Annotated in this window: 25 protein-coding genes; 13 read left to right on the forward strand and 12 right to left on the reverse strand. The window is 58.7% G+C overall.

Going from position 1 to position 24141, the window contains the following annotated elements; translation table 11 throughout:
• Positions 1–52 precede the first annotated feature (52 nt).
• From Q8M42_RS14540 to dsbD, 4 genes are all read right to left on the reverse strand, one after another.
• Positions 53–802 (reverse strand): 3-oxoacyl-ACP reductase family protein, encoded by a 750-nt coding sequence (locus tag Q8M42_RS14540; RefSeq protein ID WP_304869189.1) that lies wholly within the window; start codon positions 800–802, stop codon positions 53–55.
• Positions 803–1062: 260 nt separating this feature from the next.
• Positions 1063–1806, reverse strand: coding sequence for a thiol:disulfide interchange protein DsbG (dsbG, locus tag Q8M42_RS14545; protein ID WP_304869338.1), 744 nt, complete (start codon positions 1804–1806; stop codon positions 1063–1065).
• 29 nt (positions 1807–1835) lie between these two features.
• Positions 1836–2645, reverse strand: a complete 810-nt coding sequence (locus Q8M42_RS14550) for a TlpA disulfide reductase family protein (RefSeq protein WP_304869187.1) — start codon at positions 2643–2645, stop codon at positions 1836–1838.
• On the reverse strand, positions 2645–4405 hold the full coding sequence (dsbD, locus tag Q8M42_RS14555) for a protein-disulfide reductase DsbD (RefSeq protein WP_305284317.1): 1761 nt from the start codon (positions 4403–4405) through the stop codon (positions 2645–2647). The genes Q8M42_RS14550 and dsbD overlap by 1 nt, the downstream gene beginning before the upstream one ends.
• Before the next feature lie 175 nt (positions 4406–4580).
• On the opposite strand from dsbD, the gene Q8M42_RS14560 reads away from it, so the two are divergent.
• Positions 4581–5276, forward strand: a complete 696-nt coding sequence (locus Q8M42_RS14560; protein WP_304869183.1) for a response regulator transcription factor — start codon at positions 4581–4583, stop codon at positions 5274–5276.
• Positions 5273–6604: a sensor histidine kinase gene (locus tag Q8M42_RS14565; protein WP_304869181.1), complete on the forward strand. Its 1332-nt coding sequence runs from the start codon at positions 5273–5275 to the stop codon at positions 6602–6604. Before Q8M42_RS14560 ends, Q8M42_RS14565 begins: the two co-directional genes overlap by 4 nt.
• A gap of 7 nt (positions 6605–6611) precedes the next feature.
• Here the strand turns inward: Q8M42_RS14565 and Q8M42_RS14570 are convergent, their stop codons facing one another.
• From Q8M42_RS14570 to Q8M42_RS14585, 4 genes are read right to left on the reverse strand one after another with little or no spacing between them, the layout of a single operon-like run.
• On the reverse strand, positions 6612–6956 hold the full coding sequence (locus Q8M42_RS14570) for a hypothetical protein (protein WP_275962701.1): 345 nt from the start codon (positions 6954–6956) through the stop codon (positions 6612–6614).
• A 31-nt stretch (positions 6957–6987) separates the two neighbouring features.
• Complete coding sequence (locus Q8M42_RS14575; RefSeq protein ID WP_304869179.1) at positions 6988–8031, reverse strand: hypothetical protein; 1044 nt, start codon at positions 8029–8031, stop codon at positions 6988–6990.
• Positions 8021–9151 (reverse strand): HlyD family secretion protein, encoded by a 1131-nt coding sequence (locus Q8M42_RS14580; RefSeq protein WP_304869177.1) that lies wholly within the window; start codon positions 9149–9151, stop codon positions 8021–8023. Before Q8M42_RS14580 ends, Q8M42_RS14575 begins: the two co-directional genes overlap by 11 nt.
• Before the next feature lie 48 nt (positions 9152–9199).
• On the reverse strand, positions 9200–9724 hold the full coding sequence (locus Q8M42_RS14585; protein WP_304869175.1) for a transporter suffix domain-containing protein: 525 nt from the start codon (positions 9722–9724) through the stop codon (positions 9200–9202).
• A gap of 806 nt (positions 9725–10530) precedes the next feature.
• Here Q8M42_RS14585 and Q8M42_RS14590 point away from each other — a divergent pair.
• From Q8M42_RS14590 to Q8M42_RS14635, 10 genes are all read left to right on the forward strand, one after another.
• Positions 10531–10764 (forward strand): hypothetical protein, encoded by a 234-nt coding sequence (locus Q8M42_RS14590; RefSeq protein ID WP_304869174.1) that lies wholly within the window; start codon positions 10531–10533, stop codon positions 10762–10764.
• Between the two features lie 103 nt (positions 10765–10867).
• Positions 10868–11218, forward strand: a complete 351-nt coding sequence (locus Q8M42_RS14595; RefSeq protein ID WP_275962709.1) for a hypothetical protein — start codon at positions 10868–10870, stop codon at positions 11216–11218.
• A 148-nt stretch (positions 11219–11366) separates the two neighbouring features.
• Positions 11367–12017, forward strand: coding sequence for a hypothetical protein (locus tag Q8M42_RS14600; RefSeq protein ID WP_304869172.1), 651 nt, complete (start codon positions 11367–11369; stop codon positions 12015–12017).
• Between the two features lie 104 nt (positions 12018–12121).
• Positions 12122–12553: a hypothetical protein gene (locus Q8M42_RS14605; RefSeq protein ID WP_304869170.1), complete on the forward strand. Its 432-nt coding sequence runs from the start codon at positions 12122–12124 to the stop codon at positions 12551–12553.
• A gap of 81 nt (positions 12554–12634) precedes the next feature.
• Entirely contained in the window at positions 12635–12943 is a 309-nt protein-coding gene (locus Q8M42_RS14610) for a hypothetical protein (protein ID WP_304869168.1), read from the forward strand.
• Positions 12944–12972: 29 nt separating this feature from the next.
• Entirely contained in the window at positions 12973–13191 is a 219-nt protein-coding gene (locus Q8M42_RS14615; protein WP_304869167.1) for a DUF6500 family protein, read from the forward strand.
• 53 nt (positions 13192–13244) lie between these two features.
• Positions 13245–13799, forward strand: coding sequence for a YdeI/OmpD-associated family protein (locus tag Q8M42_RS14620; protein WP_275962714.1), 555 nt, complete (start codon positions 13245–13247; stop codon positions 13797–13799).
• Between the two features lie 49 nt (positions 13800–13848).
• Complete coding sequence (locus Q8M42_RS14625; protein WP_304869164.1) at positions 13849–14373, forward strand: GNAT family N-acetyltransferase; 525 nt, start codon at positions 13849–13851, stop codon at positions 14371–14373.
• A gap of 86 nt (positions 14374–14459) precedes the next feature.
• Positions 14460–14900, forward strand: coding sequence for a hypothetical protein (locus tag Q8M42_RS14630; RefSeq protein WP_304869162.1), 441 nt, complete (start codon positions 14460–14462; stop codon positions 14898–14900).
• A gap of 62 nt (positions 14901–14962) precedes the next feature.
• The gene (locus tag Q8M42_RS14635) at positions 14963–15307 is read left to right on the forward strand and encodes a YciI family protein (protein WP_304869160.1); all 345 of its coding nucleotides are present in this window, start codon (positions 14963–14965) and stop codon (positions 15305–15307) included.
• Positions 15308–15571: 264 nt separating this feature from the next.
• Here the strand turns inward: Q8M42_RS14635 and Q8M42_RS14640 are convergent, their stop codons facing one another.
• The 4 genes from Q8M42_RS14640 to Q8M42_RS14655 form a co-directional block, all read right to left on the reverse strand.
• Positions 15572–16975, reverse strand: coding sequence for an efflux transporter outer membrane subunit (locus Q8M42_RS14640; protein WP_304869158.1), 1404 nt, complete (start codon positions 16973–16975; stop codon positions 15572–15574).
• A complete protein-coding gene (locus Q8M42_RS14645) occupies positions 16972–20151 on the reverse strand; it encodes an efflux RND transporter permease subunit (protein WP_304869156.1) in 3180 nt (1059 codons plus the stop codon). The genes Q8M42_RS14640 and Q8M42_RS14645 overlap by 4 nt, the downstream gene beginning before the upstream one ends.
• A gap of 13 nt (positions 20152–20164) precedes the next feature.
• Positions 20165–21406, reverse strand: a complete 1242-nt coding sequence (mexE, locus tag Q8M42_RS14650; protein ID WP_304869154.1) for a multidrug efflux RND transporter periplasmic adaptor subunit MexE — start codon at positions 21404–21406, stop codon at positions 20165–20167.
• Positions 21407–21650: 244 nt separating this feature from the next.
• Positions 21651–22565: a LysR family transcriptional regulator gene (locus Q8M42_RS14655; protein WP_304869152.1), complete on the reverse strand. Its 915-nt coding sequence runs from the start codon at positions 22563–22565 to the stop codon at positions 21651–21653.
• A 260-nt stretch (positions 22566–22825) separates the two neighbouring features.
• On the opposite strand from Q8M42_RS14655, the gene Q8M42_RS14660 reads away from it, so the two are divergent.
• Complete coding sequence (locus Q8M42_RS14660) at positions 22826–23848, forward strand: zinc-dependent alcohol dehydrogenase family protein (protein ID WP_304869150.1); 1023 nt, start codon at positions 22826–22828, stop codon at positions 23846–23848.
• The last annotated feature ends 293 nt before the right edge of the window (positions 23849–24141 follow it).

A 24141-nucleotide genomic window follows, 5' to 3' on the forward strand; every position in this document is an offset into this window, starting at 1 on the left:
CAGCTGATCGGGGCATGTGGCGAGTCGCACATGCCCTTGTTTCAGTCAGAGGTTAGGCCGAGAAACCGCCATCAATCATCAAGCTGGCCCCGGTGATGTAACCCGCTTCCGGGCCGGCCAGGTAGGCGACAAAGCCGGCGATTTCCTCGGCTTTACCGAAGCGATCCAGCGCCATTAGACCCTTCAGGAACTCGGCACCCTCGCCATCGGCTGGGTTCATTTCAGTATCCACTGGGCCGGGCTGTACGTTGTTCACGGTGATGTTGCGTGGGCCCAGATCGCGGGCCATGCCTTTGGCCAGGCCGACCAGCGCCGACTTGCTCATGGCATAGATCGCGCCGCCGGCCACCGGGATGCGCTCGGCGTTGGTGCTGCCGATGTTGATGATGCGTCCGCCATCGGTCATGTGCTTGGCGGCTTCCTGGCTGGCGACGAACACGCTGCGCACGTTGACCGCCAGAGTGTGATCCAGCTGTTCCAGGGTCAGTTCTTCGGTACTGCCCCAGGCCAGCACACCGGCGTTGTTGACCAGAATATCCAGGCCGCCGAAGTGCTCGACCGCAGCGCGAATGGCCTGTTGCACGGCTGCTGCATCGGCACTGTCGGCCTTGAGGGCGAGGGCCTTGCCGCCAGCGCTGGTGACTTCGCTGGCCAGGGCATTGGCCCGCTCGGCGGAGGACACGTAGGTGAAGGCCACTGCCGCGCCTTCACGGGCCAGGCGCTTGACGATAGCCGCGCCGATGCCGCGCGAACCGCCCTGGATAAAAGCCACTTTGCCTTGCAGGGTTTGGATGGTTGTCATGCTGTATCTCCATTACAAAAATTGAGTCAGTCGGTCTGACTAAGAGCCGGTTCACGATCTCCTGGCCGTCGGCCATACCGCGTTAAAAACAGGCTCGGAATGCTCATTTACAGCTCGTAAACTCCGCTTCCTCGCCTGTTTTTGCCTTGTCTGGCTCTAGTCCAAAAGATCGTGAATAGGCTCTAAGGTGTGGGCAATCTATTGCCACGCGCCTGGGGCTCGGATTATCGACCGAAACCGCTCAGCGCGCGATGTAGCGATTAGGAGCGCGGCCCCATGATCTGTTTGAGAACATCCGGGCTTGGCGCCCCTCGCTGCTGGCGCAGCTGGCCGTTTTCGTCCGGGTAGAAAATCGCTGGCGTAGCCGCTACGCCCATCTCAGCCATCAGGCCAAGGTTGTTGTCGAGCTGCTGCTGGATCGCAGCTGGAATCTTCTTCAAGCCTTTTAGCTTGCTGGCTTTGCCGGCGGACTCATGCTCATGCAGCGCCGCCTGCTGATCTTTGGCACTGAGCAGGGCTGCGGCCTTCTCGACACTGTCCTGGCGCAGCATGCCAACCATTATGTGGCGGATCTGTACGTCACCGGCCTCGACCCAGGGTCGCGCCTGTTTCCAGAACATGTTGCAGTAGGGGCAGTTGGGGTCGGAGAACATATAGAGAATGCGCGGCGCCTTGGCGCTGCCGTCGGCGATCCAGGTGCTGCGCTCCAGCTTGCCGAGCATTTCCTTGCCCAGCGGCTCGTACACCAGCTTGTCCAACGGCTGGCGCGAGAGGTCTTCACCTTTAGCATTGAGCAGGCTGCCGACCAGCACATGCTGGCCATCCTCCGTCAGGTACAGGGCGACGCCCTGGCCGTTGTAGCGGGCGGCATAACCCTGGAGGCCGCCTGGTGCATCGAAGCGCTGGATAATTTCAGCGCCGCGCGCTTCAACGGCTTTGATCGGCTCGGGCCAATCCTCTGCATGCAACAAGGGCACGGTCAGCAGGGTTAAGGCTGAAATCATTACGGGGAGATTGATTAGTTTTTTCACTGTTACTGTTCCTTGTTAAATACTTCAAACGCACGAGCCAGGCTGGCGCGGGAGAGCTCACCCAGGTGGCTGCTAACCTGGCGACCTTCGGCGTCGTAGAACAGCGTGCTGGGCAGAGCCATGGAGCCGACGTGCTGACCCAGGCGGCCGCCGCTGTCGAGCAGTACGTTGTCCAATCCCAGGGCTTCGGCCGCCAGGTACTGGTTGACCACGCCCTGGCCTTCGCCCTGGTTGACGAAGAGGATGGTCAGTTCGGGGTTGTCGCGTTGTGCTTCGGCCAGTACCGGCATTTCGCGGCGGCACGGTGGGCACCAAGTGGCCCAGAGGTTGACCACCAGTGGTTTGCCGACGTAGTCCTCCAGCGCCACGGTGGCACCGTTACTGTCGCGGAAGGACAGCTCTGGCAGGCGCGTGCCTTGTTCCAGACCATGCAGGGTCAAGCTGCCCAGGCCCCAGCTGAGTACGCCGACAGCCAGCGCGCTGGCCAGCGAGGTTCTGATAGTTGGCGTGCGCCAGGCCAGCCAGGCACCTAGCAGTAGGGCAGCCAACAAACCAGGCCAGGCGATAAAGCCGCCGTCACGGATATCCAACACCTGCCAGGGTTGCTCGCGGTAGTGCTCGAAATACACCGCCACGAACGCTATACGGGCGACCAGCATGGCCACCAGCAGCAAGCGAAACAGCTGTTTCTCGGGATTTATCGCGCTGCGCCGGCCGACGTACCAGCCGGTAAACGTCGCCAGCAGCAGGCTGAGCAGCAACAGCACATGGGCGGTGCTGAGTGCCAGCGGCCCAATATTGATCGTTAACATCAACCACGCTCCTTGGTATTGCTCCATATCTGCAGAAACTGCTCGGCATCCACCGCGCCGGTTATGCGCTGCGAGCGGCGTTCCTCACCATTCGGGCCGATCCACAGCAGCGTGGGCGGGCCCAATACTTCAAAGCGGCTGAGTAGCGCGCGGCTTGCCGCGTTGCTCTCGGTCACGTCGGGGCGCAGTACGCGCACGCCCTGCAGGCTGGCCTGCACTTCGGGATTGCCGAACACGGTTTTCTCCATGACTTTGCACGACACACACCAGTCCGCGTAGTAATCCACCAGCACCCATTGGCCCTCGGCCTTGGCAGCGGCCAGCTCACGCTCCAGCGCGGCCGGCTCGCTCAGGTCGATAAAGTGCTGCTCGCTCGGTGCAGCGGCAACGGCGGTGCCAGTGAACACTTTGAGCGGTTGCAGCGGATCGCTGGCACCGCCGGCGGCGCCCAGCAGCATCGCCATGCCCCAGAGACCCAGCAGCGCGCCAGTCGCCTTGCTCAGGCTGGTGTGCTGCTGCACCTGACGCGCCAGTTGCAGCAGGGCACTGGCCAGCAGAATCAGCAGCGCACCCCACAGGCCCAGCCAGATCGACTCGTCCAGCAGCGGGCGGATCACCAGCAACGCAGTCACCAGGAACAGGAAGCCAAACACCACCTTGACCCGATCCATCCACGCGCCCGGTTTCGGCAGGAAGCGGTTGCCCAGGGTCACCAGCAATACCAGCGGCGTACCGATACCCAGGCCCAGGGCAAACAACACCAGACCGCCGTGCAGCGCGTCGCCACTCTGCGCGATATACAGCAGCGCGGCAGCCAGCGGTGCGGTCATGCACGGGCCGACCAGCAGACCGGAGAACAGGCCGAGCATGCTGGCACCCATCAGGCTGCCGCCTTGCTGCTTGCGGCCGGCATTTTCCAGGCGGTCACGCAGGGCTGCCGGCAGTTGCAACTCGAACAGGCCAAACATCGGCAAGGCCAGCAGTACAAACAGTGCGGCAAAGCTGGCCAGCAACCAGGGTTGCTGCAGCAGGCCTTGCAGGTTGGCGCCCATCAGGGCTGCCACTACGCCCAGTGCGGCATACACCAGCGCCATGCTCACCACATAGGCCGAGGCCAGCGCCAATCCACGCCGCGGCGAGGCACCACTGCCCACCACAATGCCGGCGAGAATCGGCAGCATCGGCAACGAGCAGGGGGCAAAGGCCAGCAGCAGGCCCAGGCCGAAGAACACCAGCAGGCTCAAGGCCAGAGTCTGGTTCTGCAGGCCGCCAACCAGCGCCTGGTCTTCAGCCAGGGTAGTGTCCGGCTGGCTTGTCGCAGCACTGCCTGACAGGTCGATCTGCTGGGTCTGCGGCGGATAGCAGAGCCCGGCATCGGCGCAGCCTTGCCAGCCAATCTGGATGCTGCCGGTGTTGCCGGCAGGCAGAATCAGTTCCAGGCGGTCGCGATAGATTTGCGAGTCGCCGAAGAACTCATCGCTATAGGGCAACCCAGGCGGCAGCTCGGGCTTGACCCCGGTAGGCAGACCGCTGAATTGCAGACGATGCTGGTAGAGGTAGTAGCCGGGGGCAATATCCCAGCGCAGCAGGGTTTCGCCATTGGCCTGCGGTTCGACACTGAGCTCGAACGCCTGCTCGGCGGGGAGAAAGTCCGCCTGCTGGCTGTTACCCGTCAGCAATGGGCTGGTTGAAAAGCTGGAGGCCTGTACCGGCTGCAGTAGCCAGGCCCACATCAGAGAGAACAGTAGAAGCGTGCGCATGCATAACCACGTCTGTGAATGTCGAGGCGCAGAGCATCGCAGTTGGCGGTTAAGTCAGGATTAACGATGTGATAATCGGCGCAAATTGCAGTCGCCGGTTATCATTTCGTGCCTAGCGATAACGTCGGCTTAATCCTGACAACGGATAATTCAATCTCCTCCACGGACTGGTTCCATGTACATATTGCTGACTGAAGACAACGCCCTGATCGCCAGCGGCGTGGTGGCTGGGCTCACCGCCCAGGGCTTTCGCGTGATGCACGCCGCGACTGCGGCCGAGGCTGAGGCGCTGCTGCGTACAGTGGAGTTCGACGCCCTGGTGCTGGATCTGGGCCTGCCGGACGAAGACGGTTTAAGCCTGCTGCGCCGCCTGCGCCAGCGCGGTGTGACGTTGCCCGTGTTGCTGCTGACCGCCCGTGACTCGGTAGCCGACCGCGTGTCTGGCCTGCAGGACGGCGCCGACGATTACCTGGTCAAGCCCTTCGACCTGCGCGAACTCGCCGCGCGCCTGCATGCCTTGCTGCGTCGCGCCGCCGGACGCGCCAGCCCGCAGGTCGAGCATGGCCCATTGCGATACGACCCAGTGGCCTGCCAGGCGTTTTTGCACGAGCAATCGATTGACCTGTCGCGCCGTGAGCAGGTGCTGCTGCAGGCGCTGTTGCACAGCCCAGGTCGGGTGCTCAGCGGCGAACAGCTCAAGGACGCGGTCTACGGCCTCGACGGCGAAGTCGAGAGCAATGCCCTCAACGTGCATATCCACCACCTACGCCGAAAGCTGGGCAACGGTATTGTCGAGACGGTACGCGGCCTGGGCTACCGCCTGGGGCCAGCCGGGCATGCAACCCCTTCTGACGAGAGCAACAGCCCATGAGCCTGCGTCTGCGGCTGACCCTTATTCTCGGCTCGGCCTTTGTGCTGCTCTGGTCGCTGGCCGCCGTGTGGATGCTGTTCGACCTGCGTAACCAGCTGACCCTCTCGCTCGATCAGCGCCTGGCCTCTTCCGCGCGTATGGTCGCCGGATTGCTCGCCCAGCTACCGCCACCGCAACAGGGGGAGGGCGGTACACCACTCAGCACCGAGCAGCTGGGTATTCCCGAAGGCATCGCCTGCCAGATCAGTTCGGTGCGTGGCGAGATACTCGCCAGCAGTCGCGCGGCACCGGACAGCGCTTTGGGTATGGCGGAAACGGGTTTCCATGAACGCACTATTGGTGATCTGACCTGGCGCACCTTCACCCTGGTTGAAGGCGATATGCGCGTGACCACGGCAGACCGACTGGACGAACGCGACACGCTCAAACGTTCCATTCTGCTTGCCGCCGCCGCCCCAGTGCTGCTGGCCTTGGTTGGCAGCCTGCTGGTGCTCTGGTTTGGTCTCAGCCGTGAGTTGTCGCCTCTGCAACGCATTCGCCAGGCGCTGGCCCAGCGTCGTGCCGACTGCATCGAACCACTGCAAATCGACGGCCTGCCGCAGGAACTGCAACCGCTGGTGGCTACCCAGAATCAGCTGTTTCAACGTATCGCCCAGGCCATCGAACGCGAGCGCCGCCTGACCGACGATGCCGCCCATGAACTGCGCAGTCCGCTGACCGCGATCAAGACCCACCTGCAGGTGGCCGGCATGACCGAAGGCGAAACCGCCCGCCAGGCACTGGCCAACGCTGAAGCCGGTGCCGACCGTCTGCACCAGACCCTGGAGCAATTGCTGCTCCTGGCGCGGGTTGAAGGCCGTCTGCCGTTTGACGAGAACCTGCAATACAGCGCCGAGCAAGTGGCGCAGATGGCTATTGGCGACGCCCAGCAACAGGACCAGCCCGCCATCGAACTGCAGTTGCTCGACGCCAGCGCCCAGCGCTTGCTGGATATGCCGCCAACCCTGGCGATTGCTGCCTTGCGCAACCTGCTGGACAACGCCCAGCGCCATACCCCACCCGGTACTGCCGTCAGCCTGAGCGTGCAAATGCGCGGCGATAAGGTGTGCTTCAGCGTGCGTGATTCCGGGCCAGGAGTCGCCCCGGACAAGCTCGCTCAGTTGACCGAGCGCTTCTGGCGCAACTCCAGCGGCGAAGGCAGCGGCCTGGGGCTGTCCATCGTCAAGGCCATCGCCGAGCGCTGTGGCTGCGAACTTGAGTTTGCCAATACGGGCAATGGGTTCTGCGTGAGCTTGCTGGTCGTTACCCGCGCGGCCGGTGAGCTGTAGTGGGGCGCTATGTGCTTCTGAAGCTCCAGACGATTTCCACCACGCGCACAGCCAGGATCAGGTAAAGCAGAAACAGGATGAGCTGCAGCACCACGTGATGGCGCAGTTTGGCCAGGCGCCGCAGGGCGTCGCTGATATTCAGTAGCAGCAGAAGCGCCGATACGATGATCAACCCCCAACCTGCCAGGGTTGAGCCCCAGAGCCCCATAAAGATCTGATGGTTGCCATGCAACGCGTCAGTGCCGGCGGCAAACAGCAGCGCGCAGACCAGCAGGTTTTTGATGTTGTCGAAGATCTTGGCGCTTAAATCTGCATCCAGCAGCGCCAGGTACTTGCTCCAGAGCTTGCGCATAGACGGCACCTGATTAGCAGCAGTACAGCGATTAATGACTGGCGTTACGCGGCCTGGGCCAGAACAGGCTGGCCATGCACAAGGCATACAGAACCGCGAACAGCACATAGGCAATTCGCGTAGAAAACAGCTCCGGCGTTTCGCCGGGCAATGGCGAAACGCCCAGACCAAAGAGAATCAGAAAGGTCGTCAGCCCGCCGCCAAACACCTTGCCCGTCACGGCGCCCATTACGGCTCGGCCGGCAAACAGCAGGCTCACCGTCAGCAGGATTAGGATGGCCCACAAGAGGCTGGGTCGCAGTTCGATCACGGTAAATGCCAGGGATGCGACAACCCCGCCCAGCAGGTTGATGACGATCAGCGCGGCAGCGGTTCGGCTGCTCATCCCCAGCTCGAACTGGCTGAGCAACGAGGCCACGGTAATCGGTATGACCATCGCCGTGGCCAGGCGCGAGTCGATCAAGCACAGCGCAACCATGCCCAACAGGATGGCGCCACTGACCATGGCCTGGCGCGTCACGCTGCCCAGCTCCGCGCGCGGCAAAGGCGCAGGGGTTACCGGCGCGGGGCCGAGATCCGGGAATACTGCGTGAGCGCCCCAGGCAAGCAGCAGGCCGATACTGACCGCCTTGGCCAGAACCAAGACAATCGACTCGCCGAGGTCACGCTGGAGGATGTCGAGCAGCGGCACCACAATCGCAATCACCAGCATCAACGCCGGCCCCGCGCCACCCACCCGGCGACCCTGGGCGAAAAAGCAGCTGAAGTAGCACAGCCAGAGCAACGGCAGCAGCACCAACGGCCGCTCACCGAGCAGGCCGGTAAGGAAGATCAGCAGTGCGCCCACGATAAAGATCAGCAACACAGTGCCCAGCCCCTGACGCAAACCGGGTGGGCTGTAGCTGGCCAGCAGAAACTGAGTGGCAAATAGCGGTGCGAGAAAGGGCAGCACACTGCCGTTGAGCAAGCCCAGGCTGAATCCCAGCGTTACTGCCAGAGCCACACGCAAGCCTTGACGCTTGGCGCGCGCCAGATCGATTGACGGGGAGGGGGCCGCCAAGGCCTCAGTTGACATAGGTCAGTAGTGCTACAAGCCGCGCGGTGATCACGCCAAACATATTCGCCAGCGGGTTATCGCCGGTGTAAATCACCACCGTAACCTGCGAGCCGTAGCGCAGGCCTTTCGGGTAAGGCTCCATCACCACCAAGCGCACGGGAAAGCGTTGCGGGTCACGTACCCAGCCGCTCTGGTTGCGTACCGAGGGCAGGGCAGAAGAGCTGCTGCCTTCTGTTGCAACGCCCCAGCCGACACTCTCGACCCGCGCATTGAAAATACGCCCAGGCAACACGTCGAACACCAACTCGGCCGTATCATCGGCCTGCACGTGCTCCAGGCTGTTTTCTTTGAAGGCTGCGGAAATCCACACGGTGCCGGTGTCGATAAAGGTCAGCGCGGGCTGGCCGGAGCTGACCACCTGGCCAACGGCGAGCTGCAGATTGGTGATCACCCCGTCGGCCGGCGCGGTAATTTCCGTACGCACCAGATCAAGACGGGCCTTTTCCAGCTGCGCGAGGGCCTGCTTGAACTGCGGGTTATCCGTACCGGTTGGCCCCAGTTCCTGACGGGCCCGCTGCAAATCGGCCTGCGCCTTGACCACGGCAGCTTCGGCGGAGTTCAGCGACGCGGTGGCTTCATCCAGACGCGCCCGCGCATAAACGCCGCGTTCAACCAGCTGCATTACCCGGCGCGCTTGCTCGCGCACATTGTCACGCTGGGCGCGGGCAGAAACGAGCTGAGCCTGGGCCGCATCCACCGATGCGGTGTTGGCCCCCAACGACTGGCCTGTTTGCTCAAGGCGCGCCTCGGCTTCGGCAATGGCGATCTTGTAAGGCTGCGGATCAATGCGAAACAGCAGCTGCCCAGCCTCCACCCGCGCATTGTCGAGCACCGCGATTTCCACCACGCGGCCACCCACCTCGGATGCCATCTGCACCACATAACCCTGCACCACCGCCTGCGAAGTGGACGGGGTACTGCGCTCCATCAGGATGGACAGCACAAACAGCGCGGCGGCAACTGACACCACGATCAACGCAATACGTCGCAGCGGGTTGGTTGGCGGCGCGGATTTATCGACAGCCACCGGCGTTTCGGCCGGTGGCGTGCTGTCAGGCTGCTCTAATGCTTCAGACATAAGGGTTCCCGTAAGGCAGATGGAGCAAGCACCAAGGTTGACTCGGCATCACGCCGCGTCGGGGCTGCTAACCCGTGCGGTGCGAATAAACAGCGCACGCAGCTTTTCCCAGAAATTGCCGCCCAAAACAAAGAAGCTGCCAATCAACATGGCATCGCCGAGCATCTGCAGCGCCCAGTTATTAGGCCGCAGACCGGGCGCGATAGCGTCGATATAGGGTTCAAGAAAGGAAGAAATCAGTGGCAGGCAGAACATCACCAAGCCAATGCGATGGCGCATCGGGCTGATCTCATCCTCAGTGCTCGGCACCATCGAAGACATATAGCCGTAGATATGCTGCTTCAGCTCCTGGAAACCCGCCTTGCCCATGATGGCGATAACCAGCAGCAAGAGAATCTTGTTAAGGATAAACAGCGCCCCCGAAAGCGCCGCCACCTTGGACCCCGGCACATCCGCCGCCGCTGCCAGCGGCACCAGAAGCCACAAAGCCGGAATCAAACAGATAATCGCGATACCCAACTTAAACCGCCAATGGGCGGACTTGGGCTGGGCTGTGTTCAGCTCTGTACTCATATGCACGTACCGTCCCTTGCGATTATTGTTTTGGGGTTTAAAAAAACAGCAAAACTATCAGCTAAATATCTAGCACAAAACCAGCGTGGCGCCGCTTTATCAGCCCATGCCTGCTCGACGCCCGCATGCTGCTGGTTTGGTGAGCATTTTTTAGGGGGGGCTTGTTTTTAACGTGAAAAACCGAAGCTTGGCATTGGGCTGACGCTACTGAGGAATTGATCGAGGGCTGCTAGACAGTACGGCGGCAAAGACGTAGGTTCTGGCTGGTGTTGAGTGGTGTCGGTTTGGCATTTGGCAATTTTTTGGATTGCTCAAACGGGTAGTGCTAGTCCGGGACTTTATACGACATCCTATGGGGTGTTATGCGACGGGAACGTCGTCTAATTATAGTTATGATTCAGTCATGGAATAATGTTGTGCCAGCCATATTTTTCATATACATCACCAGCACTATGTATACCTACATCGGCTTTGAAACATTACTTTATCTTCAGCGAGGCAGGACAAAGCTTCAGACAGTAAGAGCTTTCAGAGTATTGACTTGGCTTTTTACTATTTCAGCCTTGGCTGCTCCAATATTTATCGAGAAAACCATTGAAGAAAATTTTGATTCTGAGTTATTCAAAAACCTTTATCTTCTCAACGTCATACTTATAATAATTTATTTATTTTCACGCTACTTTAAGAAGCAGGCATATGCATCTGCCACTGAATCATAACAACTGGTTCAAACCGTTCGCTGCGCTCACTGGGACGGGCTAAAGCCCGCCCCTTAACCAAACGTTAGAGAAATAAGAGAAAGTTCTATGCGCGACAAATTGAAGCTAAATGAAGGCGACACGCTTATTCAAGAGAGCCATCGGTCTAAAGGGCCTTTGGCAGAGACAGATATCTACACATACTCCATCGTTAACGCTCAAGGAGAAAAGGTCGGCTCGGTTGAGCATGTTGATCACACCTCCATTAAAGGCTTTAACCGCTCTCAATCGGTAGAGCAACGAGATGTCTCAGGAAATTTGGTCGTTGACGTTAGGTGGTAGCTTATTCCTCTAACTAGTGATTCAAATTGCTCGCTGCGCTCACTGGGACCGGCTAAAGCCGGCCCCTTAACCAAACGTTAGAGCTACAAAGCACGAGGTCACAATGGAACTAAAGGATTTTGTCAGAGCAACCCTTGAACAGATAGTTGAAGGAGTTTATCAGGCTCAAGAAAGCATTGATGCCAAAGGTGGCATAGTCAATCCGGCAGGCATGGATTATTTCAAAGATGGACAGCGGAGCATTTATCATCATGCAATGCCGCAGCAAGTAGAATTTGATGTCGGCCTAACTTCAACTGATAAATCGGGTTCAAGTGAAGGAATTGGAGTATTTCTAGGGAGTATATCCTTGGGCAAAAGAAACAACTCTGATTCTGAAAGCGTGGCCGTAACAAAGGTTAAGTTTAGTGTTCCGATTGTGCTGCCAGCCGGCAAAAAACTGGTTAAAAAATAGCCTAGCCCGCTCTAGCAAGTGGTTCAAATCGCTCGCCTCGCTCGCTGGGACGGGCTAAAGCCCGCCCCTTAGCCAAACGTTATGTTTACTTAGTTTGATTGGGTTATTTCAATTTCGTCATCAATGCTAAATAAAGGCAATGCTAATAGTGAAAGAAATTCTTGGTAGGTTATATCTGTGGCAAATAGCCCTAAATAGAATCATTGATCTTTTAGCGCTTAGGCAGCGAGTGCACCGCTTTTGCAACACCGGAAGGCCTTTGCATATTACCGAATTATATGATATTGAGCGCAGAAGATTGAAAACTGGTTTGCGACTTGATGGAGAGGAATTAAATAGCTTTGAAGAAAAACATGGCTCTTTATTTCCTGACATTCATGACATCCATCTCATTGACGAGCTAACAACTGAAGAAATAATTATTAAATTTTGCACTGTTTTTAACGGCGGCTATGGGAAGGAAGGGGTTATTGCCGCCAACAACAAAAAATTTTGGGAGCCGATTCTTGATGAGATAATTTCAGATGCATTTTCTGGTGAAATTAAAGTCAAATTCAATAAATTTATAGAAGATGCCAGAGCTTACCGCAACAAACGCGGCGCGCACTTTGATCAAGAAGGTTTTATCATGACGCATGGCAATAAAAAACCCGACGAAGATGGGGTTATTTATAGCGTAGGCTGGAGCAGCGCCTTATTGACTTTTAACTGGGATTTTGTGAGCAATACCATCCCTGTTTTTAATAAATCCTTGAATGGCTATATTAAAAAACTACAAAAAGAAGCTGGCATAATTTAGAGAGTTGTGCCGAAACATAACAACAGGCTCAAATCGTTCGCTTCGCTCACTGGAACGGGCTAAAGCCTGCCCCTTAGAAAACGCTATACGAAAGAGAAATATCCATGGATCAACAGTTCTCTCTATTCGCTCTTATATTTTCAGTGCTCACATCTTTCTTGGGCAGCCTCGCCTTTTTTTGGTATCTGCGCGGCAGGGAAAAACGCATTAAATCCGCTATTGCAGAACTAGAATATGAAGAACAATTCATTGATAAAATAAGCAGGGGTAACGTCGAGCTAATACGCTCTGGCTTTCGGGTTCTATCACTTGCTCTCTTTATCGTGCTGCTGTCAGGCTCTATGGTCCTCTCAACAAAACTATTCCCATTTTCTGATGTATTGGAAAGAATTATTTATATGTTTGCAGTTGCCGCCTGGGCTGCTGCCGCCGCCGGCTGTTTCTCATACTTTAAATCCCTGGCGCGGTTAAATAATGTAAAACTGGCCAAAGAAAAGCTTGCGGAAAAACGTCAAAAACTGGAAGCGAAATTGTGAGCCTCGTATAACAAATCGTTCGCTTCGCTCACTGGAACAGGCTAAAGCCTGCCCCTTAACCAAACGTTATGCATGCTCGGAATGTTTTTCATCCAGCCGCAAATGGTGCCGCAAATGAAAAATAAATTAGAAAAGTCAAAATTGCTGAGGGTCTTAAATTCACTTTGTGCAGCATTGTTTATGGGGGCTGCAATTTACATTGTCGTGATGGGTTTCAACTCTGTCGCTATGGCAGCTATAGCTATTTCCGTTGCCGGAGCAGCTGCGCCGCTTGTCCAAAGCGATGAAGGAATTTGGGAAATAGTAGTCGGAACCTTCGAGGCCATGATTGATGGAGTGGTGGCAGTTGTCGAGGGCATAGCAAGTGCAATTGCTAGCCTGTTTAGTTAAAAGCGTTAATTAAAAGGTGGCTCAAGTTAATGCGGCAAGGTCTAAGAGATAAAATCATCAGTGTTTGTACAAAGAAGATACTTGCCAAAGGTGAGGTCGTTGGCGTTTCTTTTTATGCGTTCTTCGCAAATAAAAATAATGATCCGGAGCTTCTTATGGAAGCTGCAACGTGGTGGATAGAAACCCATAAACTTGATCATTTCGAGAAGGCAACAAAAATTAAGTTAATGATTGAAGCCGGCGTCTGATTAATTCAGGCAGTGGCCAATTTAACCAGGCGCATATATTGGGTGGAGTGGCAGTGAGCAAAGTCGATGTGACATCCCGATTTGAAGCAAAGCTTCTTCGTCCGGCAAAGCCTGGTAGTGATACATCGTGGGCGTTTGTAGTACTGCCGAGAGATGCCAGTGAAAAGCTTCCGAGGCGAGGCAGAACGACAGTTGAGGGCACAATTAATGGACAGCATTTCCAGGCGACTCTTGAGCCTGATGGTCAGCTGAGCCATTGGCTGCAGGTCAGTAGAGCGTTGTACGAAGGTGCAGGCGCGGTGGTTGGGGATATCGTCACGGTAGAGCTAACCCCGGTGGAGAAGGAGCCAGAGCCTGAAATTCCAGCTGATTTTCAGGAGGCGCTGGCAGCCACGCCTGAGGCCCATAAGGTTTGGACCGATACGACGACCATCGCACGATTGGACTGGATACATTGGATTACTTCAGCCAAGCAACTTAAGACGCGCAGCAAACGAATTGGTGATGCCTGCGATATGCTCGCGTCCGGCAAGAAGCATGTTTGCTGTTTCGACCAGTCGGGCTACTACAGCAAGGCCTTCCGTGCGCCCGATGCCGCAGATTTATAAATTGGCCATGGTGTTGAATGCTTAACGCGTTCGCTTTGCTTATTGGGGCATGATCGATTCGTTCATTCGCTTAATCACAGTACAAACCGCAGAGAATATAAGTATGCGCGTGCAGCTAGAGCCTCCAAACCAGCCTGAAGTTATTGCGCTTATCGCGGAGTTGGATGCGTATCAGGACACCTTGTACCCGGCCGAAGCGCGCTATGCGCTGGACCTGACCACGCTGGAGCAGGACAACGTGTTGTTTGCTGTGGCCAGAGGCAACGACGGGGCGGCCATTGCTTGCGCTGCGGTGGTGCTTGGCAATGGGGCAGGAGAGCTAAAGCGCATGTTTGTGCGCCCAGCCAACCGTGCGCAAGGTGCGGCTGCGCAGGTGTTGCTACAGCTAGAAGTCGAGTCGATACAGCGCGGTTGTCAGTTGCTGCAACTTGAAACGGGCCCTTATCAAGCAGAGGCGCTGGCGTTTTACCAGAAGCATGGCTTCCAGACCTGCGGCGCATTCGGCGACTACCCTGAACATCCGCTGAGCGTGTTTATGCAAAAGAGGCTCAGTGGCGCTCGCGCGGCGGGCTAACTAATCATGCTCATGGACACCCTTACCGCGTGGGCACAAACCAGTGTTTACGGGCTCGGTACAGGCATTAGATATCTGGAGAAGCCGTGAACCGTATTCAGCTTTTTTGCTGGCGTTTACTCGTTGCAGCCACCGCAGGGCTGATGTTGTTCGGGCTTGCGCTTGTGCTGATGCCGGGCTTTACCCTGCAAGCATTCAGCCTGCTGGTTTACGCATCGGCGGCACACCTCAATACCTTCGGCCCCGAAGCCTTGGCTTATATCAGCCTGGTGCATGCCGTGCTGGGCTCGGTGATGTTCGGCTGGGGCGCTGTGCTGATGTTTCTCGCGCTTGGCCCCGTGCGCAGAGGCAGCCAAGACGCATGGTGGATGTTTGTTGTGTCACTGCTCGCCTGGTTTATCCCCGACACAGCCTATTCGCTGCTGTCTGGCTTCTGGCAAAACGCGCTGCTCAATGCCGGTTTTGCATTGCTGTTTGCAAGTGCGCTCGGCGGATTGCGCTCATTCACGACGCAAGAGCGCATATGACGCAGGGCTGAGCGCGTTCAGCATATTTATCCGGGCGACTAAAGCCTGTAGCAGGAGGCGTTATGGCGCAGTATCTGGTGGCGATCCACCATCCCGATGATTACGACCCGGCCATTGCCGAGGATGAGGCAATGACCCGCGATATCGACGTGCTTAATGACGCGATGGTGGCGGCCGGTGTCAGGGTTTTCGTCGGCGGCCTGCTCCCGGCGCACCACGCGAAAGCACTACGAACACAGCCCAATGGCGAGGTGCTTGTTAGCGACGGGCCATACCTGCAGACCAAGGAGCACGTGGGCGGTTTCTGGGTGTTGGAAACGGCTGATCTGGAAGAAGCGCTGGCCTGGGGGCGCAAGGCCGCCATTGCCTGCCGGGCACCGGTTGAGGTGCGGCCGTTTCACTCATAAAAAAGCTCCGTAATTGCGTGTTGCTAGGCGATAAGTCGTAGGTTGGTGTTGAGCGTAGCGAAGCCCAACAGATCGCAGCATGCTCGTTGGGCTTCGTCGCGTTGCTCCTCAACGGAGCGCCGCCCGACCCAACCTACCTATGCGACCCTGCGCTGATGCGTACATTGTGTGCAACTCCTCATAAAAAAGCCCCACGGCAAGGAGCAACTGCCGTGGGGCGGGAAGGGGTTGGCCAAGCCAACCGGGGGAGAGTTTGCAAATAGGTTAAGCGTTAGGCTGCCACCCGCCGCCAAGGGCCTTGTAGATGGCGACGATGCCGCGATACAGCTCGACTTCCGCTTGGGCCTGGGCGTCTTCGGCGCTTAGGCGTTCGCGTTCGGCGTCGAGCAGCACGAGAAAGTCCACTTCACCTTCGCGGTAGCGCACGCGGGCTTGTTCGGCTGCGGCGCGGCTGGCGTCGGATTGGCGCAGCAGGGCGAGCAGGCGCTGCTGACGCTTGCCGTAGTCGCTAAAGGCGTTGGCGGATTCTTCCAGGGCCAGCAGCACCTGCTGTTCATAGTTGGCCAGTGCGCCATCGGCTTCAGCTTCGGCCCCGCGCATACGTGCACGCACGCTGCCCAGATCAAACGCTGCCCAACTGATGGTCGGTGCCAGGCCCCAGGCTTGCGCCGCAGATGAACCCAGCTGCGAGCCACGCCCGGCGGTAAAGCCGAGGAAGCCGGACAAACTCACCCGTGGGAACAAGTCCGCCGTGGCCACGCCAATATTGGCGGTGGCGGCGGCCAATTGCCGTTCGGCGGCACGGATATCCGGACGGCGGCGCAGCAACTCGCCGGGGTCGCCAACTGGTAGGGCTTTGGCGATGGCAGGCAGATCCTGGGCCGAGAGATCGACGCTTAACTGATCCGGGCGCTGGCCGAGCAGGGTGGCGATGCGGTGCTTGGCGCGCTGCTGTTCGGCCTGTAGTTGCGGCAGGCTGGCTTCGGTGCCGGCCAGGCGCGCATCGCTGCGCAGCACATCCAGCTGGCTACCGACACCGGCTTGGCGCAGTTGCTCGGTAATGGCGCGGGATTCCTGCTGGTTTTTCAGGTTGGCGCGGGCAATGCGTTCGCGCAGTTGAGCGCCGCGCAGGCTGCCGTAGGCATCCACCAGCTCGGCAATCAGGCTGACTTGCAGTTGCTGATAGTCGGCTTCGGCCACGTCCAGCTCGGCATCGCTGGCTTCCAGTTCACGCTGAATACGGCCAAACAGGTCCAGCTCCCAGAGCATGTCCAGGCCCAGGTCGTAACGTTCGCCGCGCACGCGCTGCTCGGTGACGCCGGGTTGTTGGGCCTTGCCGAATTCACCGCTGGCACGGCTGGTGACGGTCGGCAACTGATCGTTGCCGAGGTCGTCACGGATGGCCTGGGCCGCCAGCAGGCGGGCAAAGGCCACGCGCAGTTGGCGGTTTTCCTGCAGCGACTGTTGCACCAGTTGATTGAGAACCGGATCGTCGAACTGCTGCCACCAGCTGGCTTCGAAACGCGAGCGGTCGTAGCTGCTGCTTTGCGCGCTGCTCAACTGGGCATCTGCAGTCTGCGGCGCCTGGTAATCCGGGCCGACGGCGCAGGCCGTCAGTGCCAGTGCTAACAGGCTAATCGCTAGAGGTTTGGCAGTAATGGTCTTCATGCCTGTACCTCCTGCAGACGCGCCACTTTCTTCGCTTCGCGCTTCTCCACAAAAGCACGGATCAGCACATAGAACAGCGGGGTCAGCAGCAGGCCGAAGAAGGTCACCCCAAGCATGCCGCTGAATACCGCAACGCCCATGGCGTGACGCATTTCCGCACCGGCACCGGAGGACAGCACCAGTGGCACCACACCCATAATGAAGGCGAAGCTGGTCATCAGAATCGGCCGCAGACGCAGGCGGCAGGCTTCCAATACGGCGCTGACGCGGTCCATGCCTTCTTCCTGTTTTTCCTTGGCGAACTCGACGATGAGGATGGCGTTCTTACAGGCTAACCCCACCAGTACGATCAGTCCGATCTGGGTAAAGATGTTGTTGTCGCCTCCCGCCAGGATGACCCCGGTAATGGCCGACAGCAGGGTCATCGGCAAGATCAGGATCACCGCCAGCGGCAGGCTCCAGCTTTCGTACTGGGCGGCCAGCACCAGGAAGGCAAGCAGTACGCAGAGCGGGAAGACGAAGATCGCGCTGTTACCGGCAAGGATCTGTTGGTAGGTCAGATCGGTCCACTCGAAGCTCATGCCGTTGGGCAGTTCTTCCTTGAGCAGTTTGGCCATCGCTGCCTCGGCCTGGCCGGAGCTGTAGCCTGGGGCTGCCGCGCCGTTGATTTCGGCGGTGAGGAAGCCGTTGTAATGCATCACCCGATCCGGACCGGAGCTGGCACTGACCTTGAGGAAGGCCGACAGCGGCACCATTTCGCCACGGTTGTTGCGCACCTTGAGCTGACCAATCTGCTCCGGTTCCAGGCGGAACTGCTGCTCAGCTTGCACGTTAACCTGATAGGTACGGCCAAAACGGTTGAAGTCGTTGGCGTACAGCGAGCCCAGGTAGATCTGCATGGTGTCGAAGATGTCGCTGATCGCCACGCCGTGGGTTTTGGCCTTTTCGCGGTCGATGGCAGCATCGATCTGCGGCACATTCACCTGGTAGCTGGTGAACACCGACATCGGGTCCAGCTCCGGCAGCTGGCGGGCCTTGCCGATGACGTTCTGGGTTTGTACGTACAGCTCGTCGTAACCCAAGTTGCCACGGTCCTGCACCTGCAGGCGGAAGCCGCCGATGGTGCCCAGGCCTTGTACCGGAGGCGGCGGGAAGATCGCCAGGTAGGCCTCCTGAATACCCGAGAACTGGCCGTTAAGCTCAGCAGCAATAGCCCCGGCGGACATGCTTTCGTCTTTGCGCTGATCGAAATCTTTCAGGGCGACGAAGACGATGCCGCTGTTCGGGCTGTTGGTGAAACCGTTGATCGACAGGCCTGGGAAAGCGATGGTGTTGGCCACACCTGGATGCTTGCCGGCGATTTCCGACATTTTTTTCATCACATCTTCGGTGCGATCCAGGGTCGCGGCGTCCGGTAGTTGGGCGAAGGCCACCAGGTACTGCTTGTCCTGCGGCGGCACGAAACCGCTCGGTGTCGTGGCAAAACCCAGGTAGGTCAGGCCCATCAGCCCGGCATAGACGAACAGGGCGATGCCGCTGCCGCGCAGCACGCGCTTCACGGTGCCGACATAGCCATGGCTGGCGCGGTCGAATGCGCGGTTGAACGGTTTGAACAACCAGCCTCCGAACAGTTTATCGAGCAGTTTGGAGAAGCGGTCCTTCGGTGCGTCGTGGCTTTTCAGCAACACAGCGGCCAGGGCAGGGGACAGGGTCAGCGAGTTGATCGCCGAGATCACCGTGGAGATGGCAATGGTCAGGGCAAACTGTTGATAGAACTGCCCGCTCAGCCCAGAGATAAAGGCGGTAGGAATAAACACCGCACAGAGCACCAGGGCCGTGGCGACGATGGGTCCGGTGACTTCCTTCATCGCCTGCTTGGTGGCTTCCACCGGGGTTTTGCCCAGGCCGATATTGCGCTCGACGTTTTCCACCACGACGATGGCGTCGTCCACCACGATGCCGATGGCCAGCACCAGGCCGAACAGCGATAGCGCGTTGAGCGAGAAGCCGAACATGTGCATCACGGCGAAGGTGCCGATCAACGACACCGGTACAGCGGCCAGCGGAATGATCGAGGCGCGCCAGGTTTGCAGGAACAGAATCACCACCAGCACCACCAGGATGATGGCTTCGAGCAGGGTGTGTACCACCGCCTCGATGGAGCCACGTACGAAGATGGTCGGGTCATAGACGATTTCGTAGTCCACGCCTTGCGGGAAGCTCTGCTTCAGCTCGGCCATGCGCTCGCGCACTGCATCGGAAATCTCGATGGCGTTGGAGCCGGGGCGCTGGAAGACCGGGATGGCGACTGCAGGTTTGTTATTCAGCAAGGAGCGCAGGGCGTATTGACTGGAGCCCAGTTCGATGCGTGCGATGTCTTTCAGGCGAGTGATTTCGCCGTTTTCACCGGCGCGGATGATGATGTTTTCGAACTCTTCCTCAGTGACCAGGCGGCCCTGGGTATTGATCGACAACTGAAAACTATTGCCCGCGTCCGACGGCGGCGCACCGAGCGAACCGGCCGCGACCTGACGGTTCTGCTCGCGAATGGCGTTAACCACGTCGGCGGCAGTCAGGTTGCGCGAGGCGACCTTGTTTGGGTCGAGCCAGACGCGCAGCGAGTAGTTGCCCAGACCGAACAGTTGCACATCACCGATGCCATCCAGACGCGCCAGCTCGTCCTTGATATTCAGCGCGGCGTAGTTGGACAGATACAGCATGTCGTAACGGTCGTCCGGCGAGGTCAGGTGCACGACCATGGTCAGGTCGGGCGAGGCCTTGTCGACCGTTACGCCGAGACGCTGCACTTCAGTGGGCAGAGTCGGCATGGTGCGCGTGACGCGGTTCTGCACCTGCACCTGGGCTTTGTCCAGATCGGTGCCGAGCGCGAAGGTCAGGGTCAGGGTCATCTTGCCGTCGGCAGTGCCCTGGGACGACATATAGAGCATGCCTTCCACACCGGTAATCGCCTGTTCCAGCGGCGAGGCGACGGTTTCGCCGATCACCTTGGGGTTGGCACCGGGGAAGGTGGCGCGCACCACTACGGTAGGCGGCACCACTTCCGGGTATTCGCTGATCGGCAATTGGAACAGCGAGATGGCCCCGCTGATCAGGATCAGCAGTGACAGCACGGCGGCGAAGATCGGCCGCTGAATAAAAAATTGCGAGAAATTCATCGTCGTCTACCTATTAGCCGCGTGGCGCAGTGTTGGCAGGGCTGTTTTTCGCAGCGACCCGGCGGCTGTTCTGGCGTTCGATGGCCTGACGTTGCTCAGTCAGCAGCGCTTGGGTCTGTTCATCGGCCATGGGTACGCTTTGCGGATCGACCGTGGACCCGGGGAACGCGCGCTGCAGACCGTTAACCACGATCTTCTCGCCCTTGGCCAGGCCCTGGCGCACGATGCGCAGGCCTTCCAGCTTCGGCCCCAGCTCGATGGCGCGGTACTGCACGGCGTTGTCCTTATCGAGCACCAGCACGTACTTCTTACCGAGGTCCGTGCCGACCGCTTCGTCCTTGATCAGCGCCGCGGCGTATTGGCCGCTACCGACCAGCTTGAGACGTGCGTAGAGGCCAGGTGTGAAGCGCCCATCACGGTTGTCGAACACCGCACGGCCACGGATGGTGCCGGTTTGCGGGTTGACCTGGTTGTCGAGGAAATCCAGCTCGCCCAGGTGCGGGTGGCCGTCTTCGCTGGACAGCCCCAGGTACACCGGGCTGGCATCACGGGTCTGGCCGCCGGCCTGACGCGCCAGCTCAACGTACTTGAGGAACACGCGCTCATCGGCATCGAAGTAGGCGTAAACCTTGTCGGTGCTGACCAGGGTGGTCAGCAGGCTTTGCCCGGCATTGACCAGGTTGCCTTCGGTGATTTCTGCCCGACTGACGCGGCCATCAATCGGCGCGGTAACCCGGGTAAAGCTGAGGTTGAGGCGGGCGTTATCCAGCTCTGCCTGGATGCCGGCCACTGCTGCCTTGGCTTCCGCCGCCGCGCTGGCGCGGGCATCCGCCAGCTCGGCGGAGATGGCATTGCTCTGGCGCAAGCGCTCGCCGCGATTGGCCTCGCTCTGAGTCCGTGCCTGGCTGGCGCGGGCCTGCTGCAGCTGGGCTTCGAAGCGTTTGACTTCGGCCTGGAAGGGGCGCGGATCGATCTGGAACAGCAGGTCGCCTTTCTTCACCAGGCTGCCTTCATTGAAGGCTACGCGGTCGACGAAACCGGATACCCGTGGGCGAATTTCCACTGACTCTGGTGCTTCCAGGCGGCCGGTAAATTCATCCCATTCGTTGATTGGTTGTTCGATCACTTCGGCCACGCTGACTTTGGCAGCCGGCATCTGTTGGGCGCTTTCCGGCGCTTTGCCACAAGCACTCAGTACCACTACTGCGGCAAGGGCCAGGGGAAAATGCCAGAGGTTCTTATTGGACTGTTGCATGTGTGCTTCCGCCAGAGGGTGTTATGAATGGGCGGAGTCTGCGGCGGCGGGTGCGATGACGACGAATCGAACGGGGCGAAGATGAGTATCAGTCTTAGTGATGATTCGCCGGCTTGTATCGATAGTTGCTGATGTGAACAAAGCGTCGCGAGGTGGGTGAGTAGGTTGGGTTGAGACGCGTAGCGCCGAAGCCCAACGGGTTTATCCGAATTGGCTATTGGGCTAGCAGCAACCGACGGACAGGCTAAAGGCTGTCGGGATCGCCGCAGAACATCTGGATGCGTGAACGTAGCCAGCGTTCCGCCGGGTCGTTGTCCTGGGCGCCGCGCCAGGCCATGTGCAGCTCGAAGGTTTGCGACGGAAGCGGCAGCTCTTCGGCGCGCACGCCGCCTGCAGAGGTCAGGGCTGCTGCGGTGTAGTCCGGCACGGTGGCGATAATATCGGTGCCGGAAAGTAGGGTGCCGAGGCCGTTGAACTGGGGCAGGGCGAGTACTACCCGACGTTTGCGGCCGATTTTCTCCAGTTCGGTATCGATAAAGCCACCGAGGTCACCGGCAAAGGACACCAGCGCATGGGGCCGCGCGCAAAAGTCATCCAGGCTCAGTGGCCCCGGCGCCGCATCGGCGCGCAGCAGTTTCGGTTTGCTGCGGCGCAGCACCTTGCGCTTGGCATTGGCCGGCAGTTCATCGGTGTAGGCGACGCCCACGGAAATCTCGCCAGAGGCCAGCAGCGACGGCATCAGTAGATAGTTGGTGCGGCGAATCACCAGCACCACGCCCGGCGCTTCAGCACGCAGGCGCTTGATCAGTGGCGGCAACAGGCCGAACTCGACGTCATCCGACAGGCCGATGCGAAACACCGCAGTGCTGGTGGCCGGGTGAAATTCCGCCGCGCGGCTGACGGCAGTGGAGATCGAATCCAGCGCCGGCGAGAGCAGGGCGGCGATTTCCATAGCCCGCGCGGTAGGCTCCATGCTGCGGCCGGTGCGCACGAACAGCGGGTCGTCAAACAGGCTGCGCAAACGGGCGAGGGCAGCACTGATGGCTGGCTGACCGAGAAACAGTTTTTCCGCCGCACGGGTTACGCTGCGTTCATGCATCAGCGTTTCAAAGACGATCAGCAGGTTGAGATCGACGCGGCGAAGATCATTACGGTTCATCCGGTGTCCATTCAGGAGTGGCTGCGGTTTTGCGCGCGACTCAGGCTAATGCCGAATGCCGTCGCCAGGCAATATGCACGGCTAAATGATGTGTTTGTGGCTCATCATCATCGACAAGCATGGTGAATATCAGCCCCGAGCGGTGGAATTGCTGGCAAAGCCCGGATAAAGTCCGTGGCCATAAGGGGTCGCCACAGCTGTATAGCGCAGAAATGCCAGACAGTGCCGCGATCTGAATGGGTCAACCGAAGAGGTTTGCGATGTCCCGCATAGTGCGTTTCCATGAGTTTGGTGAGGCTGATGTCCTCAAGATCGAAGAGCGCCAAGCGCCTGCGCCGGCCGCAGGTGAAGTGCTGGTCGGTGTTGAAGCTGTGGGCGTCAGCTGGTACGACGTGCTCTGGCGGCAGAACCTGGCCAATACCCCGACGCAATTGCCGGCAGGCCTGGGCCACGAACTGGCTGGCGTGGTACTGGCAGTCGGCGATGGCGTTACCGATCTGGCCGTGGGCGACAGAGTGGCCAGCTTCCCGGGGCACAGCGCCAATCGCTATCCCAGTTACGCCGAACAGGTGGTATTACCGCGCAGCTCTCTGGCGCGTTACCCGGACAATCTGACTGCGCAACAGGCCGCCGTGCACTATCTGCCATCAATGGTCGGCTGGTTCGGCTTTAGCGAGCTGGCCCGTTTGCAACCCGGCGAAACCGTGCTGGTAACCGCCGCAAGCCGCTGCTGGGGCCCGTATATCGTGCAGATGGGCAAAGCCCTGGGCGCCACAGTAATTGCCGCTACGGCCTTTGCTGAAGACAGTGACTTTCTCAAGCAGCTGGGCGCCGACTACATCATCCTTACCGAAGAGCAGGACCTGGTTAGCCGCGTCAGCAAGCTGACCGATGGCCGTGGCGTGAATGTGGTGATGGATGCACTCGGCGGCCCGCAGATGTGCCTGCTGGGCGACGCCATCGCGCCGCGTGGTCGACTGATCCTGTTCGACCTGCAAGGAGGCAATGAAACGCCATTCCCAGCCTGCGCGGCGTTCCAGAAGAACATTCAGTTCTTCGTGCATTGCATCGGTAACTTCACCGGCAAGGAAGAGCTGAACATTCCGCAAGACCAGGCTGCCGTAGCCAAGGCCGTGCAAGGCATCAACCAACTGACGGCAGATGGTTTGCTCAAGCCGCTGATCGACAAGGTGTTCAGCTTCGACGATGTAGTTGAAGCGCATCGCTATATGGAAACCTGCCCAAGCCGTGGCCGCGTGCTGCTGGATCTCGGCGCGCGTTAAACATAACTCACATTATGCGAAGCCCAAATTAGGGCGAGAGCAGTGAATCCTGAGTGATCTGGGTTCACCGTTCGGCATACTGAGGTTCGTATAATATATATTATGTTAAATTGCATATATTGAACGGGTGCCTGACAACAGGATTTATAGTACACCAGTACCCGGAAGTGAAAATTGAATCGCCCCCGGTTTTCTAGACACTCTCCAAGCTCTGGAAATAGCGTTTTTCAAACTCTACCGGTGACAGCTGATTGTTGAAACCGTGTCGGCGTTTCGGGTTGTAGAACATCTCG

It is taken from the genome of Pseudomonas sp., from assembly GCF_030684895.1.
GTDB lineage: Bacteria > Pseudomonadota > Gammaproteobacteria > Pseudomonadales > Pseudomonadaceae > Aquipseudomonas.

Bases quoted from the DNA above. Each gene is read 5' to 3' on its own strand.
- Q8M42_RS14610 (WP_304869168.1), top strand. From the start codon at position 12,635: ATGTTTTTCATCCAGCCGCAAATGGTGCCGCAAATGAAAAATAAATTA.
- Q8M42_RS14565 (WP_304869181.1), top strand. From the start codon at position 5,273: ATGAGCCTGCGTCTGCGGCTGACCCTTATTCTCGGCTCGGCCTTTGTG.
- dsbG (WP_304869338.1), bottom strand. From the start codon at position 1,806: ATGATTTCAGCCTTAACCCTGCTGACCGTGCCCTTGTTGCATGCAGAG.
- Q8M42_RS14570 (WP_275962701.1), bottom strand. From the start codon at position 6,956: ATGCGCAAGCTCTGGAGCAAGTACCTGGCGCTGCTGGATGCAGATTTA.
- Q8M42_RS14550 (WP_304869187.1), bottom strand. From the start codon at position 2,645: ATGTTAACGATCAATATTGGGCCGCTGGCACTCAGCACCGCCCATGTG.
- Q8M42_RS14580 (WP_304869177.1), bottom strand. From the start codon at position 9,151: ATGTCTGAAGCATTAGAGCAGCCTGACAGCACGCCACCGGCCGAAACG.
- Q8M42_RS14655 (WP_304869152.1), bottom strand. From the start codon at position 22,565: ATGAACCGTAATGATCTTCGCCGCGTCGATCTCAACCTGCTGATCGTC.
- Q8M42_RS14590 (WP_304869174.1), top strand. From the start codon at position 10,531: ATGCGCGACAAATTGAAGCTAAATGAAGGCGACACGCTTATTCAAGAG.
- dsbD (WP_305284317.1), bottom strand. From the start codon at position 4,405: ATGCGCACGCTTCTACTGTTCTCTCTGATGTGGGCCTGGCTACTGCAG.
- Q8M42_RS14560 (WP_304869183.1), top strand. From the start codon at position 4,581: ATGTACATATTGCTGACTGAAGACAACGCCCTGATCGCCAGCGGCGTG.
- Q8M42_RS14635 (WP_304869160.1), top strand. From the start codon at position 14,963: ATGGCGCAGTATCTGGTGGCGATCCACCATCCCGATGATTACGACCCG.
- Q8M42_RS14595 (WP_275962709.1), top strand. From the start codon at position 10,868: ATGGAACTAAAGGATTTTGTCAGAGCAACCCTTGAACAGATAGTTGAA.
- Q8M42_RS14660 (WP_304869150.1), top strand. From the start codon at position 22,826: ATGTCCCGCATAGTGCGTTTCCATGAGTTTGGTGAGGCTGATGTCCTC.
- Q8M42_RS14575 (WP_304869179.1), bottom strand. From the start codon at position 8,031: ATGTCAACTGAGGCCTTGGCGGCCCCCTCCCCGTCAATCGATCTGGCG.
- Q8M42_RS14625 (WP_304869164.1), top strand. From the start codon at position 13,849: ATGATCGATTCGTTCATTCGCTTAATCACAGTACAAACCGCAGAGAAT.
- Q8M42_RS14645 (WP_304869156.1), bottom strand. From the start codon at position 20,151: ATGAATTTCTCGCAATTTTTTATTCAGCGGCCGATCTTCGCCGCCGTG.
- Q8M42_RS14585 (WP_304869175.1), bottom strand. From the start codon at position 9,724: ATGAGTACAGAGCTGAACACAGCCCAGCCCAAGTCCGCCCATTGGCGG.
- mexE (WP_304869154.1), bottom strand. From the start codon at position 21,406: ATGCAACAGTCCAATAAGAACCTCTGGCATTTTCCCCTGGCCCTTGCC.
- Q8M42_RS14605 (WP_304869170.1), top strand. From the start codon at position 12,122: ATGGATCAACAGTTCTCTCTATTCGCTCTTATATTTTCAGTGCTCACA.
- Q8M42_RS14540 (WP_304869189.1), bottom strand. From the start codon at position 802: ATGACAACCATCCAAACCCTGCAAGGCAAAGTGGCTTTTATCCAGGGC.
- Q8M42_RS14640 (WP_304869158.1), bottom strand. From the start codon at position 16,975: ATGAAGACCATTACTGCCAAACCTCTAGCGATTAGCCTGTTAGCACTG.
- Q8M42_RS14615 (WP_304869167.1), top strand. From the start codon at position 12,973: ATGCGGCAAGGTCTAAGAGATAAAATCATCAGTGTTTGTACAAAGAAG.